This is a genomic window from Acidimicrobiales bacterium (assembly GCA_035547835.1).
Lineage (GTDB): Bacteria > Actinomycetota > Acidimicrobiia > Acidimicrobiales > Iamiaceae > DASZTW01.
Window position 1 is genome coordinate 169,184 of record DASZTW010000007.1, and the last position, 21,207, is coordinate 190,390.

The 21,207-nt window shown below is 71.4% G+C and carries 16 protein-coding genes; 11 read left to right on the top strand and 5 right to left on the bottom strand.

From position 1 onward, the window contains the following. Positions 1–15: 15 nt before the first annotated feature. Genes VHA73_07835 through VHA73_07845 form a run of 3 tightly spaced genes read left to right on the top strand, consistent with a single transcriptional unit; the run spans position 16 to position 4,171 of the window. Positions 16–1,185: an acyltransferase gene (locus VHA73_07835; GenBank protein ID HVX17928.1), complete on the top strand. Its 1,170-nt coding sequence runs from the start codon at positions 16–18 to the stop codon at positions 1,183–1,185. Next, positions 1,182–2,954 (top strand): hypothetical protein, encoded by a 1,773-nt coding sequence (locus tag VHA73_07840; protein ID HVX17929.1) that lies wholly within the window; start codon positions 1,182–1,184, stop codon positions 2,952–2,954. The genes VHA73_07835 and VHA73_07840 overlap by 4 nt, the downstream gene beginning before the upstream one ends. Further along, entirely contained in the window at positions 2,954–4,171 is a 1,218-nt protein-coding gene (locus VHA73_07845; protein HVX17930.1) for an acyltransferase, read from the top strand. The genes VHA73_07840 and VHA73_07845 overlap by 1 nt, the downstream gene beginning before the upstream one ends. Here the strand turns inward: VHA73_07845 and VHA73_07850 are convergent. Together VHA73_07850 and VHA73_07855 are read right to left on the bottom strand one after the other, a co-directional pair. Then, positions 4,155–5,888, bottom strand: a complete 1,734-nt coding sequence (locus tag VHA73_07850) for a hypothetical protein (GenBank protein HVX17931.1) — start codon at positions 5,886–5,888, stop codon at positions 4,155–4,157. The genes VHA73_07845 and VHA73_07850 overlap by 17 nt on opposite strands. Further along, positions 5,872–7,635 carry a hypothetical protein gene (locus VHA73_07855; protein HVX17932.1) on the bottom strand — a complete coding sequence of 588 codons (1,764 nt, stop codon included), beginning with the start codon at positions 7,633–7,635 and terminating at the stop codon, positions 5,872–5,874. Before VHA73_07855 ends, VHA73_07850 begins: the two co-directional genes overlap by 17 nt. A gap of 64 nt (positions 7,636–7,699) precedes the next feature. Here VHA73_07855 and VHA73_07860 point away from each other — a divergent pair, with 64 nt between their 5' ends. From VHA73_07860 to VHA73_07885, 6 genes are all read left to right on the top strand, one after another. Beyond that, on the top strand, positions 7,700–8,944 hold the full coding sequence (locus tag VHA73_07860) for an acyltransferase (protein HVX17933.1): 1,245 nt from the start codon (positions 7,700–7,702) through the stop codon (positions 8,942–8,944). Positions 8,945–9,012: 68 nt separating this feature from the next. Then, complete coding sequence (locus VHA73_07865; protein ID HVX17934.1) at positions 9,013–10,806, top strand: hypothetical protein; 1,794 nt, start codon at positions 9,013–9,015, stop codon at positions 10,804–10,806. 47 nt (positions 10,807–10,853) lie between these two features. Further along, complete coding sequence (locus VHA73_07870) at positions 10,854–11,615, top strand: polyprenol monophosphomannose synthase (GenBank protein HVX17935.1); 762 nt, start codon at positions 10,854–10,856, stop codon at positions 11,613–11,615. Continuing rightward, positions 11,612–12,967, top strand: a complete 1,356-nt coding sequence (locus tag VHA73_07875; protein ID HVX17936.1) for a hypothetical protein — start codon at positions 11,612–11,614, stop codon at positions 12,965–12,967. The genes VHA73_07870 and VHA73_07875 overlap by 4 nt, the downstream gene beginning before the upstream one ends. After that, positions 12,964–15,015, top strand: a complete 2,052-nt coding sequence (locus tag VHA73_07880; GenBank protein HVX17937.1) for a hypothetical protein — start codon at positions 12,964–12,966, stop codon at positions 15,013–15,015. The genes VHA73_07875 and VHA73_07880 overlap by 4 nt, the downstream gene beginning before the upstream one ends. After that, the gene (locus VHA73_07885; protein HVX17938.1) at positions 15,012–15,746 is read left to right on the top strand and encodes a glycosyltransferase family 2 protein; all 735 of its coding nucleotides are present in this window, start codon (positions 15,012–15,014) and stop codon (positions 15,744–15,746) included. Before VHA73_07880 ends, VHA73_07885 begins: the two co-directional genes overlap by 4 nt. Before the next feature lie 194 nt (positions 15,747–15,940). On the opposite strand, the gene VHA73_07890 is transcribed toward VHA73_07885, so the two are convergent. Beyond that, positions 15,941–17,503 (bottom strand): NAD(P)/FAD-dependent oxidoreductase, encoded by a 1,563-nt coding sequence (locus VHA73_07890; GenBank protein ID HVX17939.1) that lies wholly within the window; start codon positions 17,501–17,503, stop codon positions 15,941–15,943. 162 nt (positions 17,504–17,665) lie between these two features. Here VHA73_07890 and VHA73_07895 point away from each other — a divergent pair, with 162 nt between their 5' ends. Beyond that, positions 17,666–19,267, top strand: coding sequence for a glycosyltransferase family 39 protein (locus tag VHA73_07895; GenBank protein ID HVX17940.1), 1,602 nt, complete (start codon positions 17,666–17,668; stop codon positions 19,265–19,267). 11 nt (positions 19,268–19,278) lie between these two features. Here the strand turns inward: VHA73_07895 and VHA73_07900 are convergent, their stop codons facing one another. Next, positions 19,279–19,554, bottom strand: a complete 276-nt coding sequence (locus tag VHA73_07900) for a hypothetical protein (protein HVX17941.1) — start codon at positions 19,552–19,554, stop codon at positions 19,279–19,281. Then, positions 19,515–20,843, bottom strand: a complete 1,329-nt coding sequence (locus VHA73_07905; GenBank protein HVX17942.1) for an MFS transporter — start codon at positions 20,841–20,843, stop codon at positions 19,515–19,517. Before VHA73_07905 ends, VHA73_07900 begins: the two co-directional genes overlap by 40 nt. 143 nt (positions 20,844–20,986) lie before the next feature. On the opposite strand from VHA73_07905, the gene VHA73_07910 reads away from it, so the two are divergent. Further along, the gene (locus VHA73_07910; GenBank protein ID HVX17943.1) at positions 20,987–21,202 is read left to right on the top strand and encodes a hypothetical protein; all 216 of its coding nucleotides are present in this window, start codon (positions 20,987–20,989) and stop codon (positions 21,200–21,202) included. The last annotated feature ends 5 nt before the right edge of the window (positions 21,203–21,207 follow it).

Sequence of the window (21,207 nt, forward strand, 5' to 3'; positions counted from 1 at the left end):
GGGGGCGACGCGGCCGTGAGTCGCGCACCGTTCCGTCTCGGCTACCAGCCGGGGCTCGACGGGCTTCGGGGCGTGTCGCTGCTGCTGATCATGGTGTTCCACAGCTTCTTGCTGTGGCCCGAGAGCTACGCACGAGGCGTCCCGGGGTCGTACCTCGCCGTCAACGTCTTCTTCGTGTTGAGCGGGTTCCTGATCACGTCGCTGCTGCTGGCCGAGCGCGAACGCAACGGACGGGTGGCGTTCGGCGCGTTCTACATGCGTCGGGTCCTGCGGCTGCTGCCGGCGCTCGCCCTCGTGTTCGGCGTCGACATCGTCTACTTGCTGTCGACGCACCAGGCCATGCGGTCGCAGCTGTCGCTGATGGGGTGGGCAGGGGTGTACGCCTCGAACTGGATGCAGTGGGCCGGGCACGTCACCGACCCGGTGGCGAGCCTCACGTGGGGCCACACCTGGACGCTGTCCGTCGAAGAGCAGTTCTACCTGGTCTGGCCCACGTTGTTGCTGGTGGTGCTGATCCGCCGGATCCGGTTGGAAGTGGTCGGTGGCCTGCTCCTCGCTTGTGCCGTCGCGCTGACGGTGCTGCGGACAGTGGCCGCGTACCGCGTGAGCGGCGCAGGGGGCGCAGTGGCGCTGGCCGGACGCCTCGACCAGCAGATCGGCATGCGCACCGACTTCCGAGCCGACTCGCTGCTGTTGGGCGGCGTGGCCGCCATCGCGCTGCACGCGGGATGGCGACCCGGCCGCGGGTTGCGAGCGGTGGCCACCGCGCTGCTCGCTGCCTTGGTGGCCACCCAAGTGTGGGTGCGGCCCGAAGCGCGCTGGATGTACGGCTGGGGGTTCACGCTGTTCGACGCGGCGTTGGCGCTGCTGTGCGTGGCGCTGCTCGACCGGCGCTGGTTGCCCGCTGCGGCGTTCCGCTGGGGACCGCTCGTGTGGGTCGGCCGGGTCTCCTACGGCCTGTACTTGTGGCACCCCCCGGTGTTCATGGCGGTCACGCGGGCGATGCCGCATGGCCGGATGGCAGCGCGGCTGCTGTGGGGCTGGGGCCTCACGTTCGTGTTGGCGGCGACGTCGTTCTACCTGGTGGAGCAACCGTTCCTGCGACTGAAGGGGCGTTGGGAGCGGCGGGGCGACCCATCACCGGCCGGGGGGCCCGTCGCCGTCACGCAGGGCGCGCTCCCGTGACGGACGAGGGCTCGGTGGCCAGCGCCACCGCCGACGCCGGCGCCGGGCCCGCCGGCGCGGCGATGCCGCCAAGGGCCGGGCGGCGGGTCGGGCCACGCGGTGCGTCCCTGATCCGGTCCGGTTGGCTCGCGGCGCTGGTGGCGGCGGCGCCAGCCGTGCTGAGCGGGCTGCGTGCGGTCACCGGGCGGTGGGCACCGGTCATCGACAACGGCGTGATCTCCGTGAAGGCGAGCGACGCCTGGGCCGGGCACCCCCCGCTGGTCGGGATCTACACCTCGCTCAGCTCGGCTGCCCACTGGCCGCATCACCTGTACCACCCGGGGCCGGCCGAGTTCTGGGCTATGGCGCCGATGCAGCGGCTGTTCGGACCATCGGGCATCGGGCTCGCGATCGGCGCGGCGTTGCTCGACGCGGTGGCGGCGGGCGGCACCGTCTGGCTGGTGCGCAAGTTCGGCGGTCCGTGGTTCGCCTGGGTGGCGGCCGCGCTGGTGGCGGTCATGTGCTGGTCGCTCGGCGGCCAAGTCCTGCACGACCCGTGGAACCCGCATCTGGCGGTGCTACCGGGGCTGTTCGTCCTGGCCGCGGCGTGGCGGGTCGCCTCGGGCGACGTGCGGATGCTGCCCGTGCTGGCGGTCGCCGCCAGCGTCGTCGCCCAGCTGCACCTCACGTTCGTGTTGCCAGCGGTGGCGGTCAGCGCGGTGGCCGTGGCCGCGCTCGTTCGGTCGGCGCGCGTCAGGTCCGCAGCCGGCGGCGTGCGCTGGAGATGGCCCGTCGTGACCACGGCGGTACTGGTGCTGGCGGTGTGGTCGGGGCCGGTCATCGACCAGATCCACGGGCGCGGGAACTTGGTGGGCCTGCTGCGAGCATCGGGTGCGTCGCCGACGCAACTCGGTGCGGGGGCCGCGCTGCGGGGCCTCGTGCACGCCACGTCGGTGCCGCCCGTGTGGTGGAGCGGCGTCGACGACCTGGTCCATCCCCAGCCAGGAGTTTCGGCGATCGACGTCGCCACCGCGGTGCTGGTGTGGCTGGTGCTCGCCACGCTGTTCGTGCGGGCCTGGCGGGCGCGCCGCCGCTCGATCGTGGTGGGGCTCGCGGTCGCCGTCACCGGCCTGCTTGCCGCCACCGTCACCGTGGCTCGGACGCCGGGCGAGTTCGGCTACCAGGAGCTGTTGTGGGCCCGACGGGTGTGGTGGCCAATGGCGGTGTTCCCTTGGATCGTCGCCGCGGCAGCGATCGGCGCGGAGCTCGCCGCGCGGCCGTCCAACGCCCGCACGTCGCTGCGAGCGGGTCGGATGGCCGCGGCGGTAGCCGCAGTGGCCGCAGTGGTGGTCGTCGCGGCGACGTGGCCACGGCTCGGGGTGGCGCACGACTTCGGCTCCGCGGGCTTCGGTCCGGTCCGCCACCTCGGCGCGGCGGCCGTGCGCGCCACCGATCGCGGTGAGCCGTGGGTCGTCGAGCGACGCGGCGAGTTCGCGTATTACGTCGTGGGGCCGGGTGTGGTGGCGCGCTTGGTCGCCGCTGGTCGCGACGTGCGCGTGGCGCCAGCGGCCAATCTCGACCTCGGCAGCCACCACGACCTGCCGCACGGCGCGCGAGGCACGGTGATCGTGGCCAGCGGGCCCGACGCCGCCGACGTACCGCCCGGCTTCCATCAGGTGGCGAGGTGGGATCAGTCCACCGCCGGAAGTCCCTTTGATTCGTACCGTAGGACGATGTTCGTGATCCCGGTGGAGCCGGTCGCGGTGTTCGTGCGCGATCCGGGCCGCTGATGACGGGCGTCGACCCGGCGCCACGAGCCGCCGGTGACCCGGCCGAGACGCCGGCGCCCGCTCGGGGCCGCCTCGACGACCAGCCGCGGCCCCGACGGCTCGGCTACGTCCGGCCGCTCGACGGCCTGCGCGGCGTGGCGGTGCTCACGGTCGTCGCGTACCACGCGGCCTTCCTCAGCCAGTCATGGGTCCGCAACCCTCTGCCGGGCGGCTTCCTCGGCGTCGACTTGTTCTTCGCCATCAGCGGCTTCTTGATCACAGCCGGGCTGATCGACGAGCTGCAGTCCCGCGGCCACGTCGGCTACGCGAACTTCTGGCAGCGCCGCATCCGGCGCCTGGTCCCGGCGCTCATGGCTCTGCTGGCCGCCGTGGCGGTGGTGATGGTCGGCACCGGGTGGCATCTGGTGTGGTTGATCCATGCCCGCCAGCTCACGACGGCGGAGTCGGTGCACGCCCTGGTCGGCACCGCCCTGTACGTGTCGAACTGGATGCAGGCGTGGCACATGCCGTATCCGGTCGAGCTCTCGCACTCGTGGTCGCTCGCAGTCGAGATGCAGTTCTATCTGGTGTGGCCGTTGGTCGTGCTGGGTGCGGTGCGGGCTGGCTGGCGACGGAGCTGGCTGGTCGCCGTGCTGCTGGGCGGCTCGCTCGTGGCGGCCATCGTGCGATTGCTGTCGTGGTCGGGCCCCGCCAGCGCACTGCCGTTGTACATGCGGACCGACACCCGGGCCGACGTCATCCTGCTCGGCTGCGGCGGCGGGCTGGCCTACACCTGGCGCTGGGTCGGTGGGCGTTCGAGGGGGTGGCTGCGACCCGCGTCCCTCCTCGGCGGGCTCGTGCTCGTGGTCGTGTTCGTCGTGGCGAAGCAGGAAGCCGCCTGGCTCTACCGGGGCGGCTTCGTGTTGGTGGCGGCGGCGTCGACCGCGGTCATCACCGCCGTGACCGTGGAGCCGGAGTGGGGGCTGGGGCGCCTGCTGTCCCTGCGGCCGCTCGTGTGGATCGGGGAGCGCTCGTACTCGTTGTACTTGTGGCACTTGCCGATCTTCACGACGCTGGCGACGCACTCGCGATGGCGGCCGCTACCCCGCCTTGTGCTGGCGCTGGTGCTCACCGTGGTGGCCAGCGAGGTGTCCTACCGACTGGTCGAGCGTCGCTTGCGAGCGCGTCCACGGCGGCTGGCGGCGCCCGACGCGTTGGAGATCACCCGCACCGCGTGATCGTCGCGCCCGCGCCCTCGGCGTGTGCGGCCCACCGGAGGTCGGCGCCGGGTCCGGCCGGCAATGCCAGGGTGGCGGTGGCGCCGGCCGGCACCGTGCCGATGGGCGATGCGGCCCCCGCCCCGGCGAGGCGCCGGAGCGTGACGGCTGCCTTGCCGGCACCCGCGTGCACGACGAGTGTCGTCCCGGGTGGCACGGTCACCGTTGCCTCGACCGTGCTGGTCGAGGCCGAACTGCCCATCGGGCACGCGCCGGCGGCACGGAGGCGGATGCCCAGATCGGCGATGAGCGACTGGTCGGCTCGGCGTCGGTCAGCGGGCAGGCCGAGGTTGCTGGTGTCGTGGGGGAGCGGCGGTGCGCCCACACGGCGGATCAAGTCGAGGTAGCCACCGGTGGTGACCGGCACGAAGTTTATCGGCACCACCCGGCTGCGTCTCGCTCGGTCACCGGCGAGCCGTACGCCGAGCGTCGCCGTGCGGGATGCCGCCTGGTACGCGAGCTGGTCGTGGCGATACGTGCGCACGTCATCGACCAGGTGCCACCCGTTGGCCACCAGGAGCACGAACACCACGACCAGCCCGGCGCCGGCAGCGAGCGGTGCGGGTCTGCCCGTGCGGCGTCTGCGGGCGCCGGACGTCTCCCGCCCTGCCCAGATCGGTCCTGCCATGGCAGCCGCGGCGCTGAGGAGGAACACCGAGTTGAGGAAGAGATAGCGGTCGGTGGCGGGCGCGATGCGGGGGAGCGGTACACCGCTCGCGCCGATCCCCTCGCGCCCGATCGCGGTCAACGCGACGAAGGACACGAACGCGGTCAAGGTCGACGCCGCACGCGGCCCGAAGGTGTGCCAGCGGGTCACCGACGCGGCGACCAGCGCCACAAAGGCCACGAGCAGCGCCCACCCGCCTGGCGTCCACCCCGCGCACAGCGCGGCGAACGACGCGAGCACCTCGGTCCCGGCGAAGTGCAGCAGTGAGCCCGCGCCACCAGGCTGCGCCGTCGTGGTGTGAAAGCCGATCCACCACGCCAACCACACTGCCACCGGCACGGCATGCGCCGCGACCGTTGCGAGCCCGAGGTCGCGTCGCGACCAACGCCATACCAACTCGACGGCGACGGCCACCGCGACCACGACGCCGACGGCCGAGCTCGCGAGCGCCACCGCCAACAGCAACGGACCGACCACGAGCGCAGCAGGCCCCGGCCGACCCGGGTCGCGCGTGTGATCGAGCGCCAGCCAGATGCCGCAGCCGCAGGCGGCGGGCACCGTGAAGTTGATGAGGAGCGGGAACAACAGCGTGAGCTTGGCGGCGGCGCTCCACAGCAGCGTGATGCCCACGAGCGCGCCGATCGCAGGGGTGGCTCGTCGCGCCGCGTGCCAGCCCGCCGCCGCCGCGAGCGCCACATAGGCCACGAGCCCGATCGCTCGGTACGGGCCGTAGTGTCCGAGCCCCACCGAGCGGGTCAGCGCCAGGTACACGGCTTGGGGCACGAGGGACAGGTGCCCGTTGAACGGTTGGAGGAGATCACCGCGGTTGGCGAGGATCGCGATGTTCCACTCGTCGGAGAAGATCCCGAAACCGCGCCCCATCCACCACACCCAGCCGACCAGCGTGCCCGCCGCGAGCGCGAACGCCCCGAGCGGCAGCTGCGCCCCACCACGCCTGAGTGGCGCCGGGCGACCGGCACGGCGCAGGTCGGGCTCAGCCCTGGGCTGCATCGGCAGGAAGCTCGAGGACGGCAGTGGGCAATCCCATGGCGATCATCGGGCCAATGGCGGCGATGACGGACCTCGGCACGTGCACGTCGTTGGCGATCGCCCACAGCGACTGGTCGACTTGGGGCACGAGCCGCGCGAGGCCGGCGGCACGCAGCTCGACAATCGCGCGGGCGCGCAGCCGCGCGTAGCGCCGACGCTGGGCCGAGCTCCGAGGGTCGACCTGCACCAGCAGCCGGGCGCCGGGCTTTGCTTTCCACGTGGCGATCCGCGGTCCGGACACGACGGCCAGCACCGCGGTCGCCTGCGAACGGCGCAGCACGCGGTGGGCCTCGACAGCGACGCGCTGGATCGGTGGCGCGCCAGCGGTGAACCCGCGCCGCTCCAACTCGAGGATGAGGCCGTACGCGTCGCCGCCGAGGCTGATCGGGTCGTCGAACGTGACCTGGTAGCGGCCGGACCGGTCGAGCTGGCGGACCACCGGTGGCACCAACGTGGCCATCTGCCGCGAGTACGGCTCGTAGGGCGGGCGGACGAAAGCGGCCGACCACGACGAGGTCGTCACCGCCACCACCACGACCACGACCCCGGAACCCACCAGCGCAGGTCGCAGCTGCTCGGCGCGAGCAGGAAGTCGGGCCTCGGCCACCAGCGCGATCGCGGTGGCGACGGTGGCGGCGACCATCGTGGCGGTCACCACCCAGACCCACATCACCAAGTACGCGAAGAGCTGGCCGAAGATCCGCGAGACCGCGAGCCAGGTGGACACGACAGCCGCCAGCACCGTCACATGGAGGGCGAACAGCTCGGGATGGCGCGCGCGCCGCAGCCAGCTGAGGGCCGCCGCGACCGCCCAGACCACGAGCAGCGCCAAGCCCGGCATCACGCTGGTGTGCAGGCCGGCGCGGCTGGTCAGCCAGCCACCCAGGGGGTTCAACAACCGGAGCACGTCGGCCAGACCCGTCACCGGGCCGATCGCGGCTTCCGGTGGGTGCCGGAAGTAGTCCAACAAGATGTGCAGGTTTCCGGGGTGGTGCACCGCCTGGTCGACGATCGGCGGGATCCACAGCACGACCCCCACGCCGGCGGCGACGGTGACGGGTCGCCACCAGCCGGCCCGGCGGGGCCACACGGTGAAGGCCAGGGCCACGACGCCGAGTGCGCCCACCGGCGCCAAGTAGCCCACGTGGCACTGCACGCAGAACGTGGCCGTGGCCACCAGCGCGGGCCACATCTGCCGGTCCCCGGCGATGACCGCCCACGCCAGCGCCGTCGTCGCGGCGAACCACAGCAAGGGGAGGAAGGGGTTCCACGGCTCGATCAGCGTGGCGATCCCGAAGCCGTGGATGAGACCGACAACGACGAGCGTCGCCCCGAGCATGCCGACCCACCCGGCGACGCGCCGAGCCGCGGCGATGGTCGCCGCCGCGCCGAGCGCGTGCAAGGTCAGGACGGACGTCTCGAGCGCCCAGGGTGTGGCGCCGAAGAGGCGGTACACCGGCCACAGCGCCCAGTACGCGAGCGGTCCCGGGTGGCTGCCGCGCTCGGCGATCGTGCCGATCCGCCCGGCCGCGCCGATCAGCGGCGGGTGGCTCCACAAGCTGCGCACCCGCATCTCGGCCTGTGCCAAGTCGCCGGTCGGCCACCAGTGACGGCCGCGCAGCGCCACTGCCGTCACCACGAACGGCGCGGCCACCAGCGCTGCGAGCCCCACAGCGCGCAGCGCGGAGGGCCGGAACGCACGTCGCATGGTCGTGCGAGCATACGGGACCGCTCCCGTGCCCGATGGGCTCGCCTGTCTACGATCGGCCCGGATGACGACGCCCGCAGCCGAGTCCCGTCCGGCCGGGCGTCCACCCGATCAGGAGCAGGCCACCGCATCTGCGGGGACTGGTGGGCGCCTCCAGTTGCCGGCCCTCGACGGGTACCGCGCGATGGCTGCGCTGGCGGTGTTGGTCACCCACGTCTCGTTCGCCACGGGCTTCAACGGCCACGGCGCGCTCGGCGCCGCGCTGGCGCGCCTCGACGTGGGCGTGCCGATCTTCTTCGTGCTGTCGGGATTCTTGTTGTACCGCCCGTTCGTCGCCGCCCGGCGAACGGCGCGACCGGGTCCCGACATGGCCCGCTACGCACGGCGACGCGTGGCCCGCATCTATCCCGCTTACTGGGTCGTGCTCGTCGTCGTGTTGTTGCAGACGCGCGAGCTGGCCAACGGCGTGCGAGGTCTGCTCGCGCAGATCCTGCTGCTGCACACCTGGTGGCCCGACACGGTGTTCGGACCGCCGGCCACCAGCACAGGTGGGGTCACCTTCCACCCCCTCGGTCAGGCGTGGACGCTCGCGGCCGAGGTCGTCTTCTATCTCGCCTTGCCCTTCTGGGCGCTGCTGATCCGCCGTCTCACGACGTCGGCCGCGCCGGCGCACCGCTGGCGAGCGGAAGCGGTCGGGCTCGTGGTGCTCGTGGCCGTCGCCCAGGCGTGGCGCGTGTGGATGGCGCACGCTGCGCTCAACGCATCCCAAGTCGCGGCGCGGTCGTCGTGGGTGTTCAACCAACTCGACCACTTCGCGTTCGGCATGGCCCTGGCCGTGATCAGCGTCGAGCTCGTCGCCCGCGGCCGCACCCACTTGCCGGGGATGGCCGCGCCCTGGCTGCCGGTTGCCTGCTGGACGGCCGCTGCCGCGTGCTTCTACGGGGCGATCCACTGGGCCGGCCTGCACCCCAACCAGGTCCTGTACACGAACCACCAGCAGATGGCGCGCCAGTGGTTCTACGGCGGCACGGCCGTGTTCGCGCTCCTGCCGGCCATGCTCGCCCCACCCGGCACAGGATGGGTTGCCCGCCTGTTCGCCAGCCCGCCGCTCCGGGCGTTGGGGCGAGTCTCGTACGGGATCTACTTGTGGCAAGAGCTGGTCCTGTTCGACTGGCTGCGGCTGCGAGACCAGAAGGTGTTCACCGGCTCGTTCCCCGCGACGCTCGCCGTGGTGCTGGTGGTGACCGTGGTCGTGGCGACGGTCAGTTGGTTCGTGGTGGAGCGGCCGCTGCTGCACCGCGCACGCTGAGCGCCGCGCCGTGCACGTGCGGGATCGTGTCGCCAGTGCGGCGAGAGCGCGCCGGTAGCATGCGCCGGTTGCCCGAACGGCCCGACACGGAATCCCCAACCGCTGAGCTGTCGCCCGCGGGCGACGGTTCCGGCGCGGGCCAGACGATCGAGCGCGGCAGGTGGGCCGACGTTGCCGCGGTCACGGTGTTGGTGGCGGCGTTCGCGCTGCCGTTGCGCGGGCTGTTGCGCTACCAGGGACCGCCGATGGAGGAAGGGTTCATGTTGACCTTCCCCGAGTTGGTCCTGCACGGGGCGGTCCCGAACCGCGACTTCCTCCATCTGTACGGGCCCGGGAGCCTGTGGGCGCTGGCGGGCGCGTACAAGGTGTTCGGCGCCTCGCTGGCCACCGAGCGGTGGTTCGGCCTGCTCCAGCACATGGGCATCGTGTTCGGCGTCTACGCGATCGCCCGGCGGTGGGGCCGCTGGCTGGCGCTCGTGTGCGGCCTCACGTCGCTCGTCATCATCATCTCGCCGGTCGGCCTCACGGCGATGGCGTGGAACGGGGCGGTGGCCCTGGGGGTCTGGGGTGTCTGGACGGCGCTCGGGGCGCACCGAGCCGTCGCACGCGCGGATGGCTGCGGCGATGCGGCTGCCGCGACCGACGAGCGCGTGGAGCAACACATCCGCCGCATGTTGTTCGCCGGTGGCCTGCTCGGCGGGTTCGCGCTGCTGTTCCGGCCCGACCTCATCTTGGCCGTGGCCCTCGGGCTCGGTGGCGCGGCGTGGGGCCTCAGCCGCCGTCGAGTGCGCACCTTGGTGGTCGGCGCGCTGGTGGGCGTGGCACCGATGGCGGTCCATGTGGCGCTCGCCGGGCCGGGCCACTCGTTCCAGGGCATGGTCATCGATCCGGTCTTCCGGCTGCGCGCCGGGCGCTCGCTGCCGGTGCCGCCGTCGTGGAGCCACCTCGACGGGTTCCTCCAACGAGCGGCCGGTCTCCAACGGCCCGGTTGGCCGCTTCCGGCGCTCCACGCATCGAACCAGGTCTTCTTGTGGTTCTTCCTCGGGCCGCTGTCCGCACTGTTCGTCGGCGCGGTCGGGCTGTGGGCGTACCGCCGCGACCAGCGAGACGTGCGCGCGCGGATCCTGCTCGCGGCGGGCCTCTTCGGCGTCGGCATGCTGACCCAAGCCGTGCAGCGTCCCGACACCGCGCATTTCGCCTGGGTCAGTTGCGTGCCCCTCGCGCTGGTGCCGGTGGCGGTCACAGAAGTCCTCCGCGCCCGGCGGGGACGCGGCGGGGAGCAGCGGAAGCTCCAAGTGGGCAGGGCGCTCGGCGCAGCGGTGATCGTCGTGGTGCTGGGCGGCGTGATCCCGCACTTCACCCTTCGCAGCTACGTCGATCTCAGCGAGCAGAGCTTCGGCCGCAACGTCTTCGGCTACCCGGTGCACCGCGACGGGCGGGTCGTCTACTACGGATCGGCGCAGATCGCTTCCGCCGCCAACGCGCTGTTGCGCGACCTCGACCGCCGCGACCCGAAGGCCGGTCAGCGGCTGTTCGTCGGACCGATCGACTTGCGCCGCACGCCCTACAGCGACGCGTTCTTCTACTTCTTGTATCCGAAGCTGAAGCCGGCGACGTACTTCATCGAGATGGACCCGTTCGACTCCGATCCCGGCTCCCGGCTGGCGCACGACGTCGCTTCGGCCGACTGGTTGATCCTCTCGGGCGTCTGGTCGAACTGGGACGAGCCCAACACGTCGAGGAACTACGGCTCGAACGTCCCGAACTACGTGGTGCGCACGCGGTTCTGCCTGCTCGGCTCGTACGGGCATCGAACCGACCGCGCAGAGCCGCTGTTCGAGCTCTGGCGTCGCTGCCGCTGACCCGCCCAGCACCTGGGCTGCCGGGGTGGTCCGGTAATGTCGCTCCGATGCCCACGCCCGACGTGACGTCTGCGCCCAGCCCGGCATCGACGGTCGTCGTCGTCCCGACGTTCCAGGAACGAGAGAACATCGAGCCGTTCCTGCGCGCCGTGCGCGCCGCTGCGCCCGACGTCGACGTCTTGATCGTCGACGACAACAGCCCCGACGGCACCGCCGACCTCGCCGAGAAGCTGGCCGACGACGTCGGCCGGGTAGAGGTGTTGCGTCGTGCGGTGAAAGACGGGCTCGGCAACGCCTACCGCGCCGGCTTCGCGGTGGCCCTTGACCGCGGCTACGACCAGATCATCCAGATGGACGCGGACCTGTCGCACGACCCCGGTTCCATCGCCGACCTCCGTGCCCGTCTCGACCAGGGGGCCGACGTCGCGATCGGCTCGCGCTATGTGCCGGGCGGCGCCACCCCGCACTGGCCGCTCCGGCGCCGCCTGCTGTCGCGGTGGGGCAACCGCTACACCACGCTGCTGCTCGGCTTGCCGGTGCGCGATGCCACCTCGGGGTTTCGCGCGTACAAGGCAACAACGCTTCGCGAGATCCGCTTCGACACCACCCGCGCCAACGGCTACGCCTTCCAGATGGAAGTTGCGGCACGGCTCGTCGACCACCACTGCCAGGTCGAAGAAGTGCCGATCACGTTCACCGACCGGGTGCGCGGCACGTCGAAGATGTCGGCCGCGATCATGGTCGAATCGCTGGCCTTGGCCACCCGCTGGGGGATCCGCAACCGCCTGGGCCGGCTCCGGCACCGTTGACAACGACCTTCCAGACTGGCGCGCAAGTCCGTGCCAGTACCGGCGGGCCCGGCGCGGAGCGCGCGCCGAGATGGTTCTGGATCGGCCTCGCCGGGGTCGTGCTGGTCGCCTTGATCTTGCGATTGTGGTGGGCCGTATACGCGTCAAAGACGCCGATCGGGCTGTTCGACCCCGCTCGCTACCTCCGATCCGCGCAGGCCATCGCCCACGGCTACGGCTACGTCGAACCGTTCACCGCCAAGGCGACCGCCTACTACCCGCCGGGGTTTCCGTGGTTCTTCGGGATCGTCACGTGGATCGCCGATCACAACCCGGTCGTCGGTGATCCTGTCCGGCTCATGGCGTACGTCCAAGCCCTGCTGGGCGCAGCGAGCGTCGGGGCTGTCGGCGTGATCGGATGGCGGGTGCGCTCGGCGGCCGCCGGCGTGTTCGGCGCGCTGTTGGTGGCGTTGTACCCGAATCTGATCTTCCTGACCGCGGCGATGCTGTCCGAGACGCTGTGCATCGCCTTGCTGACCGGCGCGCTGGCCGTGTTGTGGTGGCGGCCCAGCCGGGTGCCGCTGTCGAGCGGCCGGCTGGTGGCGTTCTCGGTGCTGTTCGCACTCGGCGTCATGGTCCGGCCGATCTCGCTGCCGGTCCTCGTCGTCGTCCTCGCCTTGTGGTGGCGGGCGTGGGGCAACCGCGCGGCCTTCCTGCGAGCAGCAGGGGTCGCCATCGGCGTGCTCGTGGTGGTGATGGGTGCCTGGACCGTCCGCAACGCGATCCGGATGCACGCGTTCGTCCCGATCTCGACCAACACCGGCGACAACCTTTGCATCGGGCACAGCCCAGGCGCGACCGGCGCTTTCCGCTTGACCATGGAGTGCGCCACCAAACAAGGCGTGATGCAAGGGCCGGCCGGTGAGATCGCGCACGACCGCCAGACCCAGGCGCGGGCCCGCAAGTGGATCGCCGGCCACTTGTCGCGCGAGCCCTGGCTGACGTGGCGGCGCCTCTATTTCATGTTCCAGCACGATCACGACGGCCTGCTCGGCGTCACGTCGTACCGCACCGACCACTGGATGCCGGACGCCACCTGGAACTCGCTCAGCCGCATCGCTGACGACTACGGCGCCGTGATTCTCGGCTTGGGGATCGTCGGGTCTGCGTTGTTGCTGTACGGGCACCGCGACGGGCAGGCGCTCGTCGCGATCACTGCGGTGCTGCTGGCTGTTCCGCTGTGCTTCTTCGGCGACGCTCGCTTCAAGGACCCCGCCATGCCGCTGCTGGCGCTCGCGGCCGCGTGCACGCTCGTCGAGCCGTTCGAGTGGGCCGTCCGGCACCGCGCGAGGTCGGATCGGGTTCGCCGATGAGGCCGATCGAGGATCCGCCGGTCCCGTCTCGCGATCGTGCGGATCGAGTGTGGTTCGTGTTGGCGCTCGCGTTGGTGGCGGTGCCGATCGCCGTCGCGGCGGGCCGCGCCGTGGCCGACCACTGGTACCCGGCATCCGACGACGCACTGTTCACGCTCCGGGCCCTCGACGTGTTCTCCGCTCATCCGCCGCTGCTGGGCACCTGGTCGTCGGGCTCGGGCTGGTCCGGGACGCAGTTCAACCACCCGGGTCCGATGCTCTTCTACTTGCTGGCGGTGCCCGTCCGGGTCCTCGGAGTCGCGCCGGGCACGGCCATCGGGACCGCGGCCGTCAACGTCGTCGCGGTGGTGACCGTCGTCTGGCTCGCCCGCCGACGAGCCGGGTCGGTGTTCGCGCTGGCATCGGCGGCCGCAGTCGCCGGGCTCGAGTGGTCGATGGGCGCGCCGCAGCTGTACGACCCGTGGAACCCCCATGCCGCCACGCTGCCGTTCTGCGCGCTGTTGTTTGCTGCGTGGTCAGTGGTCGACGGTGACTGGAGCGCGCTGCCCGTGATGGCGTTGGCGGGCTCCCTCGCCCTCCAACTCCACCTGTCGTACGTGATCCTCGTGCCGGTCATCGTGCTCGCGGCTATTGCCGGCGCCGCGGTGGTGCCGAGGCGCCGGGCGAGCGCCGATGTCCTCTCGGACTCGCGGTCCGCGGTTCGCGTCCGGGGGCCGAGTTTGGGCCGGTGGATCGTCGTGGCCGCCGGGTTGACCGCCGTCGTGTGGTTCCCCCCGATCTGGCAGCAGGCCACTGGGCACCCCGGGAACGTGAGCGCGCTGGTCGACGCGCGAGGCCACGGCGGCCCGCACCCGATCGGGCTCTCGCGAGGGGTGCGCACGGTGGCCGCGGTGGTGGCCCTCCCGCCCGGCTGGTTCCCACCTGGCTGGGACCGTCCGACCTTCGAGACGGTGCGCCTCGGGCAGGTACGGGGCTTCGAGACGGGCGCCACCGTTGGCGACGTTGCGCTCGGCGTGGTCGTCATCTTGCTGCTCGCAGGGGTGTGGGCCGGCCGCTCCGACGACCGGTCGACGTCGGTGGCGGGTTGTGCGACCGCGTTGGTGGCGGTCGCGGCTGCGATCGCGTCGGCGTCACAAGCCGCTTCCCCGTACGACTCGATCGACTCGTACGTCCGATGGCTGTGGCCGATCGCCCTGTTCTGCTGGCTGCAACTGGCGCTGATCGCGGTGCCTCGCCTTGCACGCTGGGCGCGCCGCCACCGTCCGTCGCTCGGACCGACGCTTCGACTCGCCGCGGCGGGTGTTGCGGCGGTCGTGGGGGTGGTCGGTGTCGTGGGAGCGTTCGGCGGCTCCGACGCGGGGAGCGGATCGATCCCGTGGGCACGCACGCCCTCCCGGGCCGCCGCCAGCGCGGCGTGGAAGTTACGTGGCCGTGGGCCGGTGCTGATCCACCAGCGCTTCGACATCGGCGGCTACGCGGTCGAACCGTCGGTGTTGGTCACGTTGGTGCGGGCGGGGGTGGGCTTCTATGTCGACGAGGATGTCATGGCGCACCAGGTCGGCACCCACCGTCGCTACCGCAACCAGCCGTCGGTCCGCACCATCGTCTGGTTCGGCTCGGGTGACCTGGCGCTGCAGGCGGTGCCCCCCGGCGCGCAGCGGCTACTGCTGTACCGCGGGCTCAGCCGGGTCGAGGAGGCCCGCTACCGCAAGCTCCAAGCGGCACTCGTCCGCGGTATGCGCAACGAGGGCCTTCGCGTGTCGGCGCACGGCCGCGCCCTGGAGCGCCTGGCATCGTTCGCGCCCACAGTGCAGGCGATCCGGCGAGCCCCCGTCGACCCGACCCCGCTCCTGCAAGGCTTCAGCCCCCAGACGATCGTGACGAACCACCTCGTCGACGAGCACGATCCGCTCTGGCCCGTGCTCGTCCAGTACGCCCCGCTCGCCACCCGGTGGAACACGGCAACCGTGGCGATGTTCGCGGCGCCGCTCGGCACGCCGGGCGCGCCCGCACCGAACCCGGCCGACACGAAGCAGGCCGTCGCATGAGGCGCCCCCGCACGCTGTCGGCATTCCTGCCCGCGTGGAACGAAGCGGGCAACATCGACCGTGTGGTGGGCGCGTTGCTCGACCAACTGCGGCAACTGGGCCTCGCGGAGTTCGAGGTCATCGTCGTCGACGACGGATCCACCGACGGCACGGCCGACTTCGTCGCAGCGTGGGCGGAGCGCGACGACAGGGTCCGGCTGGTCCGCCACGACCACAACCAGGGCTATGGCGCGGCGTTGCGAACGGGCTTCGGCGCAGCGCGCTTCGAGCACGTCTTCTTCACCGACGCCGATGGTCAGTTCGACTTCGCCGACCTGCCCGGGTTCGTGGAACGGGCCGCGTACGCGGACGCAGTGATCGGCTATCGGGCCGTCCGCGGCGATCCGCCGCTCCGACGCTGGACCGGGCATGCGTGGACGGCGATCGTGGACGCCTTGTTCGGCTTGCGCATCCGCGACGTCGACTGCGCGTTCAAGCTGCTCCGCACTGCGGACCTCGCCCGCATCGGACCGCTGGAGTCGACCGGGGCGGTGGTCTCGGCCGAGCTGCTGTGGCGCCTGGACCGCGCCGGCTGCACCATCGAGCAGCGCCCGGTCCGCCATCTGCCCCGCGTCGCTGGCGAGGCGTCAGGTGGGTCGCCGAGGGTGATCGCACGGGCGGTACGCGAGCTCGTCCGCCTCCGTCTCGGTCTCGGTCCCGGTCTCGGTCCCCACCCTCGCCCCGCCCCCTGATCCCTGCTGTGAGCAGCCAGCCACCCACCAGGTGGTCAAGTGCTCACAGCACGGGGTTGGGTGGCGCCATCATGTCCTGCTGTGAGCAGCCAGCCACCCACCAGGTGGTCAAGTGCTCACAGCACGGGGACCGGGTTGGGGGACGGGGACCGGGTTGGGGGTTGGGGTGGGGGTGGGTGTGTGGCTCGGTGGGGTCAGCGGTCGCGGGACTGGGCGGCGCGGTCGAGGACCTCGCGTGGGAGCACCGGGGCGTCGCGTCCGGTGCCGTGGCTGCCCGGCGGGCGGTGTGTCACGGGGACCTTCTCCTCGTGGTACTCCTCCTCGACGTTCACCTCCCACACGTCGTGGTTGGTGCCCGTCGTGATGTTCTCGACCGTCAACATGGCAGTGAACATCGAGTGGTCCTGGTTGTTGTACCGGAACATCCCGTTGCGGCCGACCGGATGGACGTTCGCCGCGTGGTCCGCCAGCCAAGCGCGCAGCACGTCGACGTTGGCCCGGTACCGGTCGTCGTAGATCGGGTACGCCTTGGCCTGGCGCACCACGTAGCCCTCCTCGACCTCGTGGTCGCCCACGAGGCCGAGGCGCTGGAGCTCACCTTTGGCCCGCTCGATCAGCACCTCGTCGGGGGCCGACCACTCGTCGTCGCCTTCCCACACCGTGTACTCGAGGCCGAGGGTGTTGCGCCCGGGCTTCACCATGTACGGCGACCACGACCCGAAGTTCTGGATCCGCATGGTGCGCACGCTGGGGTCGTGGATGTAGATCCAGTTGTCGTCGAACTCGACGGCCTCATCGGGCAACACAAGTGCGACGATCAGGTAGTCGCGGTAGCGCAGATCGGCGGCTGCGGCCTTCACGTCGTCGGGCACCGATGGATCCATCGCCTCGAGCAGTTCCGAGATCGGCATCGACGAGATCACGTGGGTGCACGGGTGTTCGCTGATGTTGCCCGACCGGTCGACGGCAACCACGCTCGTGGCCCGGCCGCCTTCGTGGCAAACCTTGGTGACCGTGGTCTCCAGCCGCACCTGCGAGCCTTGGGCCACGACCTTGTCGTGGCAGACCTCCCACATCATCCCCGGGCCGTACTTCGGGTACTGGAACTCCTCGATCAGCGAGGTGATGTCCTTTTGGTTCCGCCTCGGACGCAAGGCGTTCAGGATCGCGTTGCCGAGCGACAGGCCCTTCACGCGCTGCGCCGCCCAGTCCGCCGGCATCTCGCTCACCGGCACACCCCAGAGCTTCTCGGTGTAGGTCTTGAACAGGGCTCGGTACAGCCGCCAGCCGAAGCGCGCGACCAACCAGCCTTCGTAGTTGGTCTGGTCCTTCGGCGGCCGCACCCGGGCCCACGCGTAGGACAGCACGTAGCCGGCGGCCTCGAGGATCCCGACGTTGCGCAACGCGTTGAACGCGCGGAGCGGGTAGTCGAGGTAGTGGCCCTTGTAGTAGATGCGACTCTTGCGGGGCCGCATGAGGAAGTCTTCGTCGGGGAGGATCTCGTGCCAGAGGTCCTCGACCTGTTCGACTTTGGTGAAGAAGCGGTGACCGCCGATGTCGAAGCGCCAGCCGTCGCGCTGTGCGGTGCGAGAGATACCGCCGACCTGGTCGCCGGCTTCGAGCACCGTGGAGGCCACGTCGTGCTTGTGGAGTTGGTAGGCGGCGGTGAGGCCGGCCGGGCCGGCCCCGATGATGACGACGCCGTCGCGCCCTTCGGGTTGGGGCGCGGACGTCGTCTCCAAGGCGGCTTCGGCCATGTGCTGCTCGCAGGGCTCGTCGGTTTGGCGGCATCGGCGGAAGGTCCGCCAGCGCCCGATGCACGGCTCACCACCCTACCGGCGACACTTGTGCGCGGTGGCATCGCGAGCGCCCGCCCGACGGCTCCTCGCACGCCTGGTTGGGCAGTAAGTTGACACGCCGTGCCTCAGACGAGCGTCGCCCCCGATCCGCCGGAGGTCGGTGTTGCGGAAATGCCCGAATCGGGGCCGCTCGGGGTGTGGCTCGACCGCCTCGGGCTCGTCGCAGTGCTCGCGGTGGGCGTGGCGCTCCGGTTCGTGGCCCGCTCCTCGCTGTGGCTCGACGAGGCGTTGACCGTCGACATCTCTCGCCTCCCGCTTGGCCGCATCGGGCCCTGGCTGCGCCATGACGGCCACCCCCCGCTCTACTACTGGATGCTGCACGGATGGATCGACGTGTTCGGGAGCACCAACACGTCGGTGCGGGCCTTGTCGGGCATGTTCGGTGTGCTGTTGCTGCCGCTGGTGTGGCTGGCGGCGAAGCGCCTCGGCGGTCGCCGCGTGGCCTGGATCGCGGTCGCCATCGCCGCTGTGTGCCCCTTTGCCGTGCGCTACAGCAGCGAAGCCCGCATGTACTCCCTGGTCATGGCGCTGGTGCTCGCGCTGTGGCTGGTGGGCACCGACGCGCTCGAACGGCCGACGTGGTGGCGCCGTGTGGCGGTGGCCCTGCTGTCGGCTGCGTTGCTGTGGAGCCACTACTGGGCGATGTGGTTCCTCGCCGCGGCCGGCGTGCTCTTGGTCATCCACGCCTGGTCGATGCACCGCCAGCAGCGCACGGGAGAGCGCAACGCGACGCTCGGGGTCATCGGGTCAATCGTGGCCGGGGGGGTGCTGTTCCTGCCATGGGTGAGCAGCCTCCTGTACCAGTCGGCGCACACCGGCACCCCGTGGGCCAAGCCGTCCGTGCCCACCGAGGTGGTCGCCGTGTCGGTGGCCGACATCGGGGGCGGCGCCAAGGGCGACAACCTCGTGCTCGGCTGGTCCTTGGTCATCTTGGTGTTGCTCGGGCTGTTCGGCGCCGCCGTCGACCGCTACCGGGTCGAGCTCGACTTCCGCTCACGACAACAGGGCCGTGTCCCGGCGCTGCTGATCGTGCTGACGTTGGCGGTGGCCATGGCGGCGATGTGGGCCACCGGCAGCGGGTTCGCCAGCCGCTACAACGCGGTGTGGGTGCCGCTGTTCCTGCTGCTCGCGGCCCTGGGCGTCTCGCGGATCGGCGCACCGGGCATCCGGCGCGGCGTGCTGGCCGTGGTCCTGTTGCTCGGCGTGGTCGGCACCGTGCGTGTGGCGGTCACCCACACCCGCACGGAGGCGGGCGTCGCGGCGGCCGGCATCCAGGCCACCGGCCATCCCGGCGACCTCGTGCTGACCTGCCCCGACCAGCTCGGGCCCTCGCTGCGCCGGGTGCTGCCGTCCTCGTTCCGGATGGCCACGTATCCCCACCTGGCGTCGCCCGCCCTCGTCGACTGGGTCGACTACAAGAAGCGGGTCGACGAAGCGTCACCGGCCACCTTTGCGAAGCAAGCCGTGGCCCTGGCTGGTGATCACGCCATCTTCTTGGCCTGGACGAGCACGTACGTGACGCACAAGGGGATCTGCGAGGACGTGGTCACCGAGCTGTCCGCGCTCCGACCCGGTGCCCACCAGGTCGTTGCTGACGACGGCGACTACTTCGAGCATGAAGCCGTGATGTTCTATCCCGCCCCAGCCGCCTCGCCCGGCTGACGGGGTCGAGATCAGCCCGCGGCCGTCCAGCGCTCGACCGGTGTGCGAGTGCCGTCGAGCACGGTCTTGGTGCCGTCCGCGAGCCCGTCGACATCCAGTTCGACGCGACGGATGGCCAGCACGGTCGAAGTCCGGAAGCTCGCCACTCGCGTGCTCCAAGAGTCGATGGCCTGACGCCCCGCACCGGTGCGGAAGAACGTGGTGAGCTGGCCTTCTTGCTGGTAGGCGTCGACGCCGTCGATCACTTCTACCGCGTGGTCGCGGAGGACGATGCGGTAGGCGGGCATGTGTCCACCGTAGGGACCAGCGCCTGTGGGAGGGAAGAGGGAGAACCCTGTGTCTTTCGCGCGTTGTCCACAGGGTCAACCTGTGGACGGGGGCGCAAGCGGTAGCCGACCAGACCCGCCACCAGTGCCATGGCGCCGACGGCGAGACCCGTGCCCTGCGGCCCTGCAACGCCCATGACGAGGCCGGCCAGGGGCAACGACACGACGTCGGCCATGTTGTGCAGCGTGCGGTTGAGGGCGAGGACCCGGCCGTGCAGCACCGTCGGGGAGTGGCGTTGCAGCAACGTGCGCGAGGGCGCGGCGAAGAAGCCGACGTCGACGCCCCACAGCGCCACGCCGGCGAAGGCCGCCGGCAAGGCGTGGGTGCCCACGTACAGCGCCGCGGTGACACCCGACAAGGTCACCGTGGCGGCCAGCACCGCGGTCGACGTCGCACGGTCGCCGAGGCGCGGGACCAACAGCCCGGTGACCACCAACGCCGTCCCGAAGGCCGCCTGGAAGAACGCGAACATCGTCGGCGTCGTGTGCAGCACGTCGCGGGCGTACAGCGGTTCGACCACCACGAACGTGCCCCAGGTCAGGAACACGGCGATCGACAGCGTGAGCGTCCATCGCAACATGGGGGTGTCGCGGGCGGTCCGGATGCCGTCGCCGATCTCCCGGAACACGCCCTTGGCGCCCGACACGTCGGCGATCCCGATCGCTTCGGCACGCGCCGGGTCGACCGGCACCGGCCGAAGCTGCAGCGGGATCACGGCGAGCATGCCGACCAGGTACGTGGCGGCGTCGATCACGAACGCGCCCCGCAGGCCGGCCACGGCGATGGCACCGGCGGCGAGCAGGGGACCGAACACGATGGCGGAGTCCGTGGCGGCGCCGAGCAGTGAGTTGGCGGTCAGCAGATCGTCCTCGTCGACGAGCCGCGGCGGGAGCGCATCAGCTGCGGGGTACACGAACGCCTTCGCCACGCCGGTGCCGATCCCGACGTAGACCAAGTGGCTCCACGTGTGGGCTCCGATCATCGCCAGCGCGGATGCCGCACCGATGATCTGCGCGCCGATCAGGACCTTGCGGGGCCCGAGCCGGTCGATCGGGACGCCGGCGAACGGCCCGATCAGCGCCGCAGGCGCGGCCCACGACAGGCCGAGGATGGCGATCTGTGAGGGGCCGGCGTCGAACTTGTACGCCGCGAAACCCCACAGCGCGATGAGCGCGGCCCAGCTGCCCGCGGCGTCGATCGCGACGCCGCCGACCAGGAGGGCGAACCAGCGCTCGCGCAGCAACCGCATCGGATCAACGCTACGGCGTGGCGGGTCGTTGTCCGGCCCGAATTCTGGTGGCCGCCGCCGCCATCGAGGGGTCTCGCGGGCCTGGTCGTCGACGCGTCGTCGGGGTCCCCCGCGGGACAGCCGGCTCGTGCCACTCTGGGGCCATGGTCAACGCCGCGCTCGGTGCCGATGTCACCGCCGATCTCGAGGTCGTGTGCCCCCGCTGCGGGGCGACGGCCACCCAGCGTTTCCCGGGACCGTGCGATCGCTGCCGGAGCGACCTGCGGGCCACGCTCGGCGGCGAACAGCACGACGTGCACGTCGAGGCCTACGAGCCGAAGATGAACGTGACGCCGAACGCGGTGGCCACCAAAGACTGACCGCG

What these genes read in the sequence shown, in the direction of transcription:
- VHA73_07845 (HVX17930.1), top strand. Translation starts at nt 2,954, where the DNA reads ATGACGGGCGTCGACCCGGCGCCACGAGCCGCCGGTGACCCGGCCGAG.
- VHA73_07850 (HVX17931.1), bottom strand. Translation starts at nt 5,888, where the DNA reads ATGCAGCCCAGGGCTGAGCCCGACCTGCGCCGTGCCGGTCGCCCGGCG.
- VHA73_07855 (HVX17932.1), bottom strand. Translation starts at nt 7,635, where the DNA reads ATGCGACGTGCGTTCCGGCCCTCCGCGCTGCGCGCTGTGGGGCTCGCA.
- VHA73_07860 (HVX17933.1), top strand. Translation starts at nt 7,700, where the DNA reads ATGACGACGCCCGCAGCCGAGTCCCGTCCGGCCGGGCGTCCACCCGAT.
- VHA73_07870 (HVX17935.1), top strand. Translation starts at nt 10,854, where the DNA reads ATGCCCACGCCCGACGTGACGTCTGCGCCCAGCCCGGCATCGACGGTC.
- VHA73_07880 (HVX17937.1), top strand. Translation starts at nt 12,964, where the DNA reads ATGAGGCCGATCGAGGATCCGCCGGTCCCGTCTCGCGATCGTGCGGAT.
- VHA73_07885 (HVX17938.1), top strand. Translation starts at nt 15,012, where the DNA reads ATGAGGCGCCCCCGCACGCTGTCGGCATTCCTGCCCGCGTGGAACGAA.
- VHA73_07890 (HVX17939.1), bottom strand. Translation starts at nt 17,503, where the DNA reads ATGGCCGAAGCCGCCTTGGAGACGACGTCCGCGCCCCAACCCGAAGGG.
- VHA73_07900 (HVX17941.1), bottom strand. Translation starts at nt 19,554, where the DNA reads ATGCCCGCCTACCGCATCGTCCTCCGCGACCACGCGGTAGAAGTGATC.
- VHA73_07905 (HVX17942.1), bottom strand. Translation starts at nt 20,843, where the DNA reads ATGCGGTTGCTGCGCGAGCGCTGGTTCGCCCTCCTGGTCGGCGGCGTC.
- VHA73_07910 (HVX17943.1), top strand. Translation starts at nt 20,987, where the DNA reads ATGGTCAACGCCGCGCTCGGTGCCGATGTCACCGCCGATCTCGAGGTC.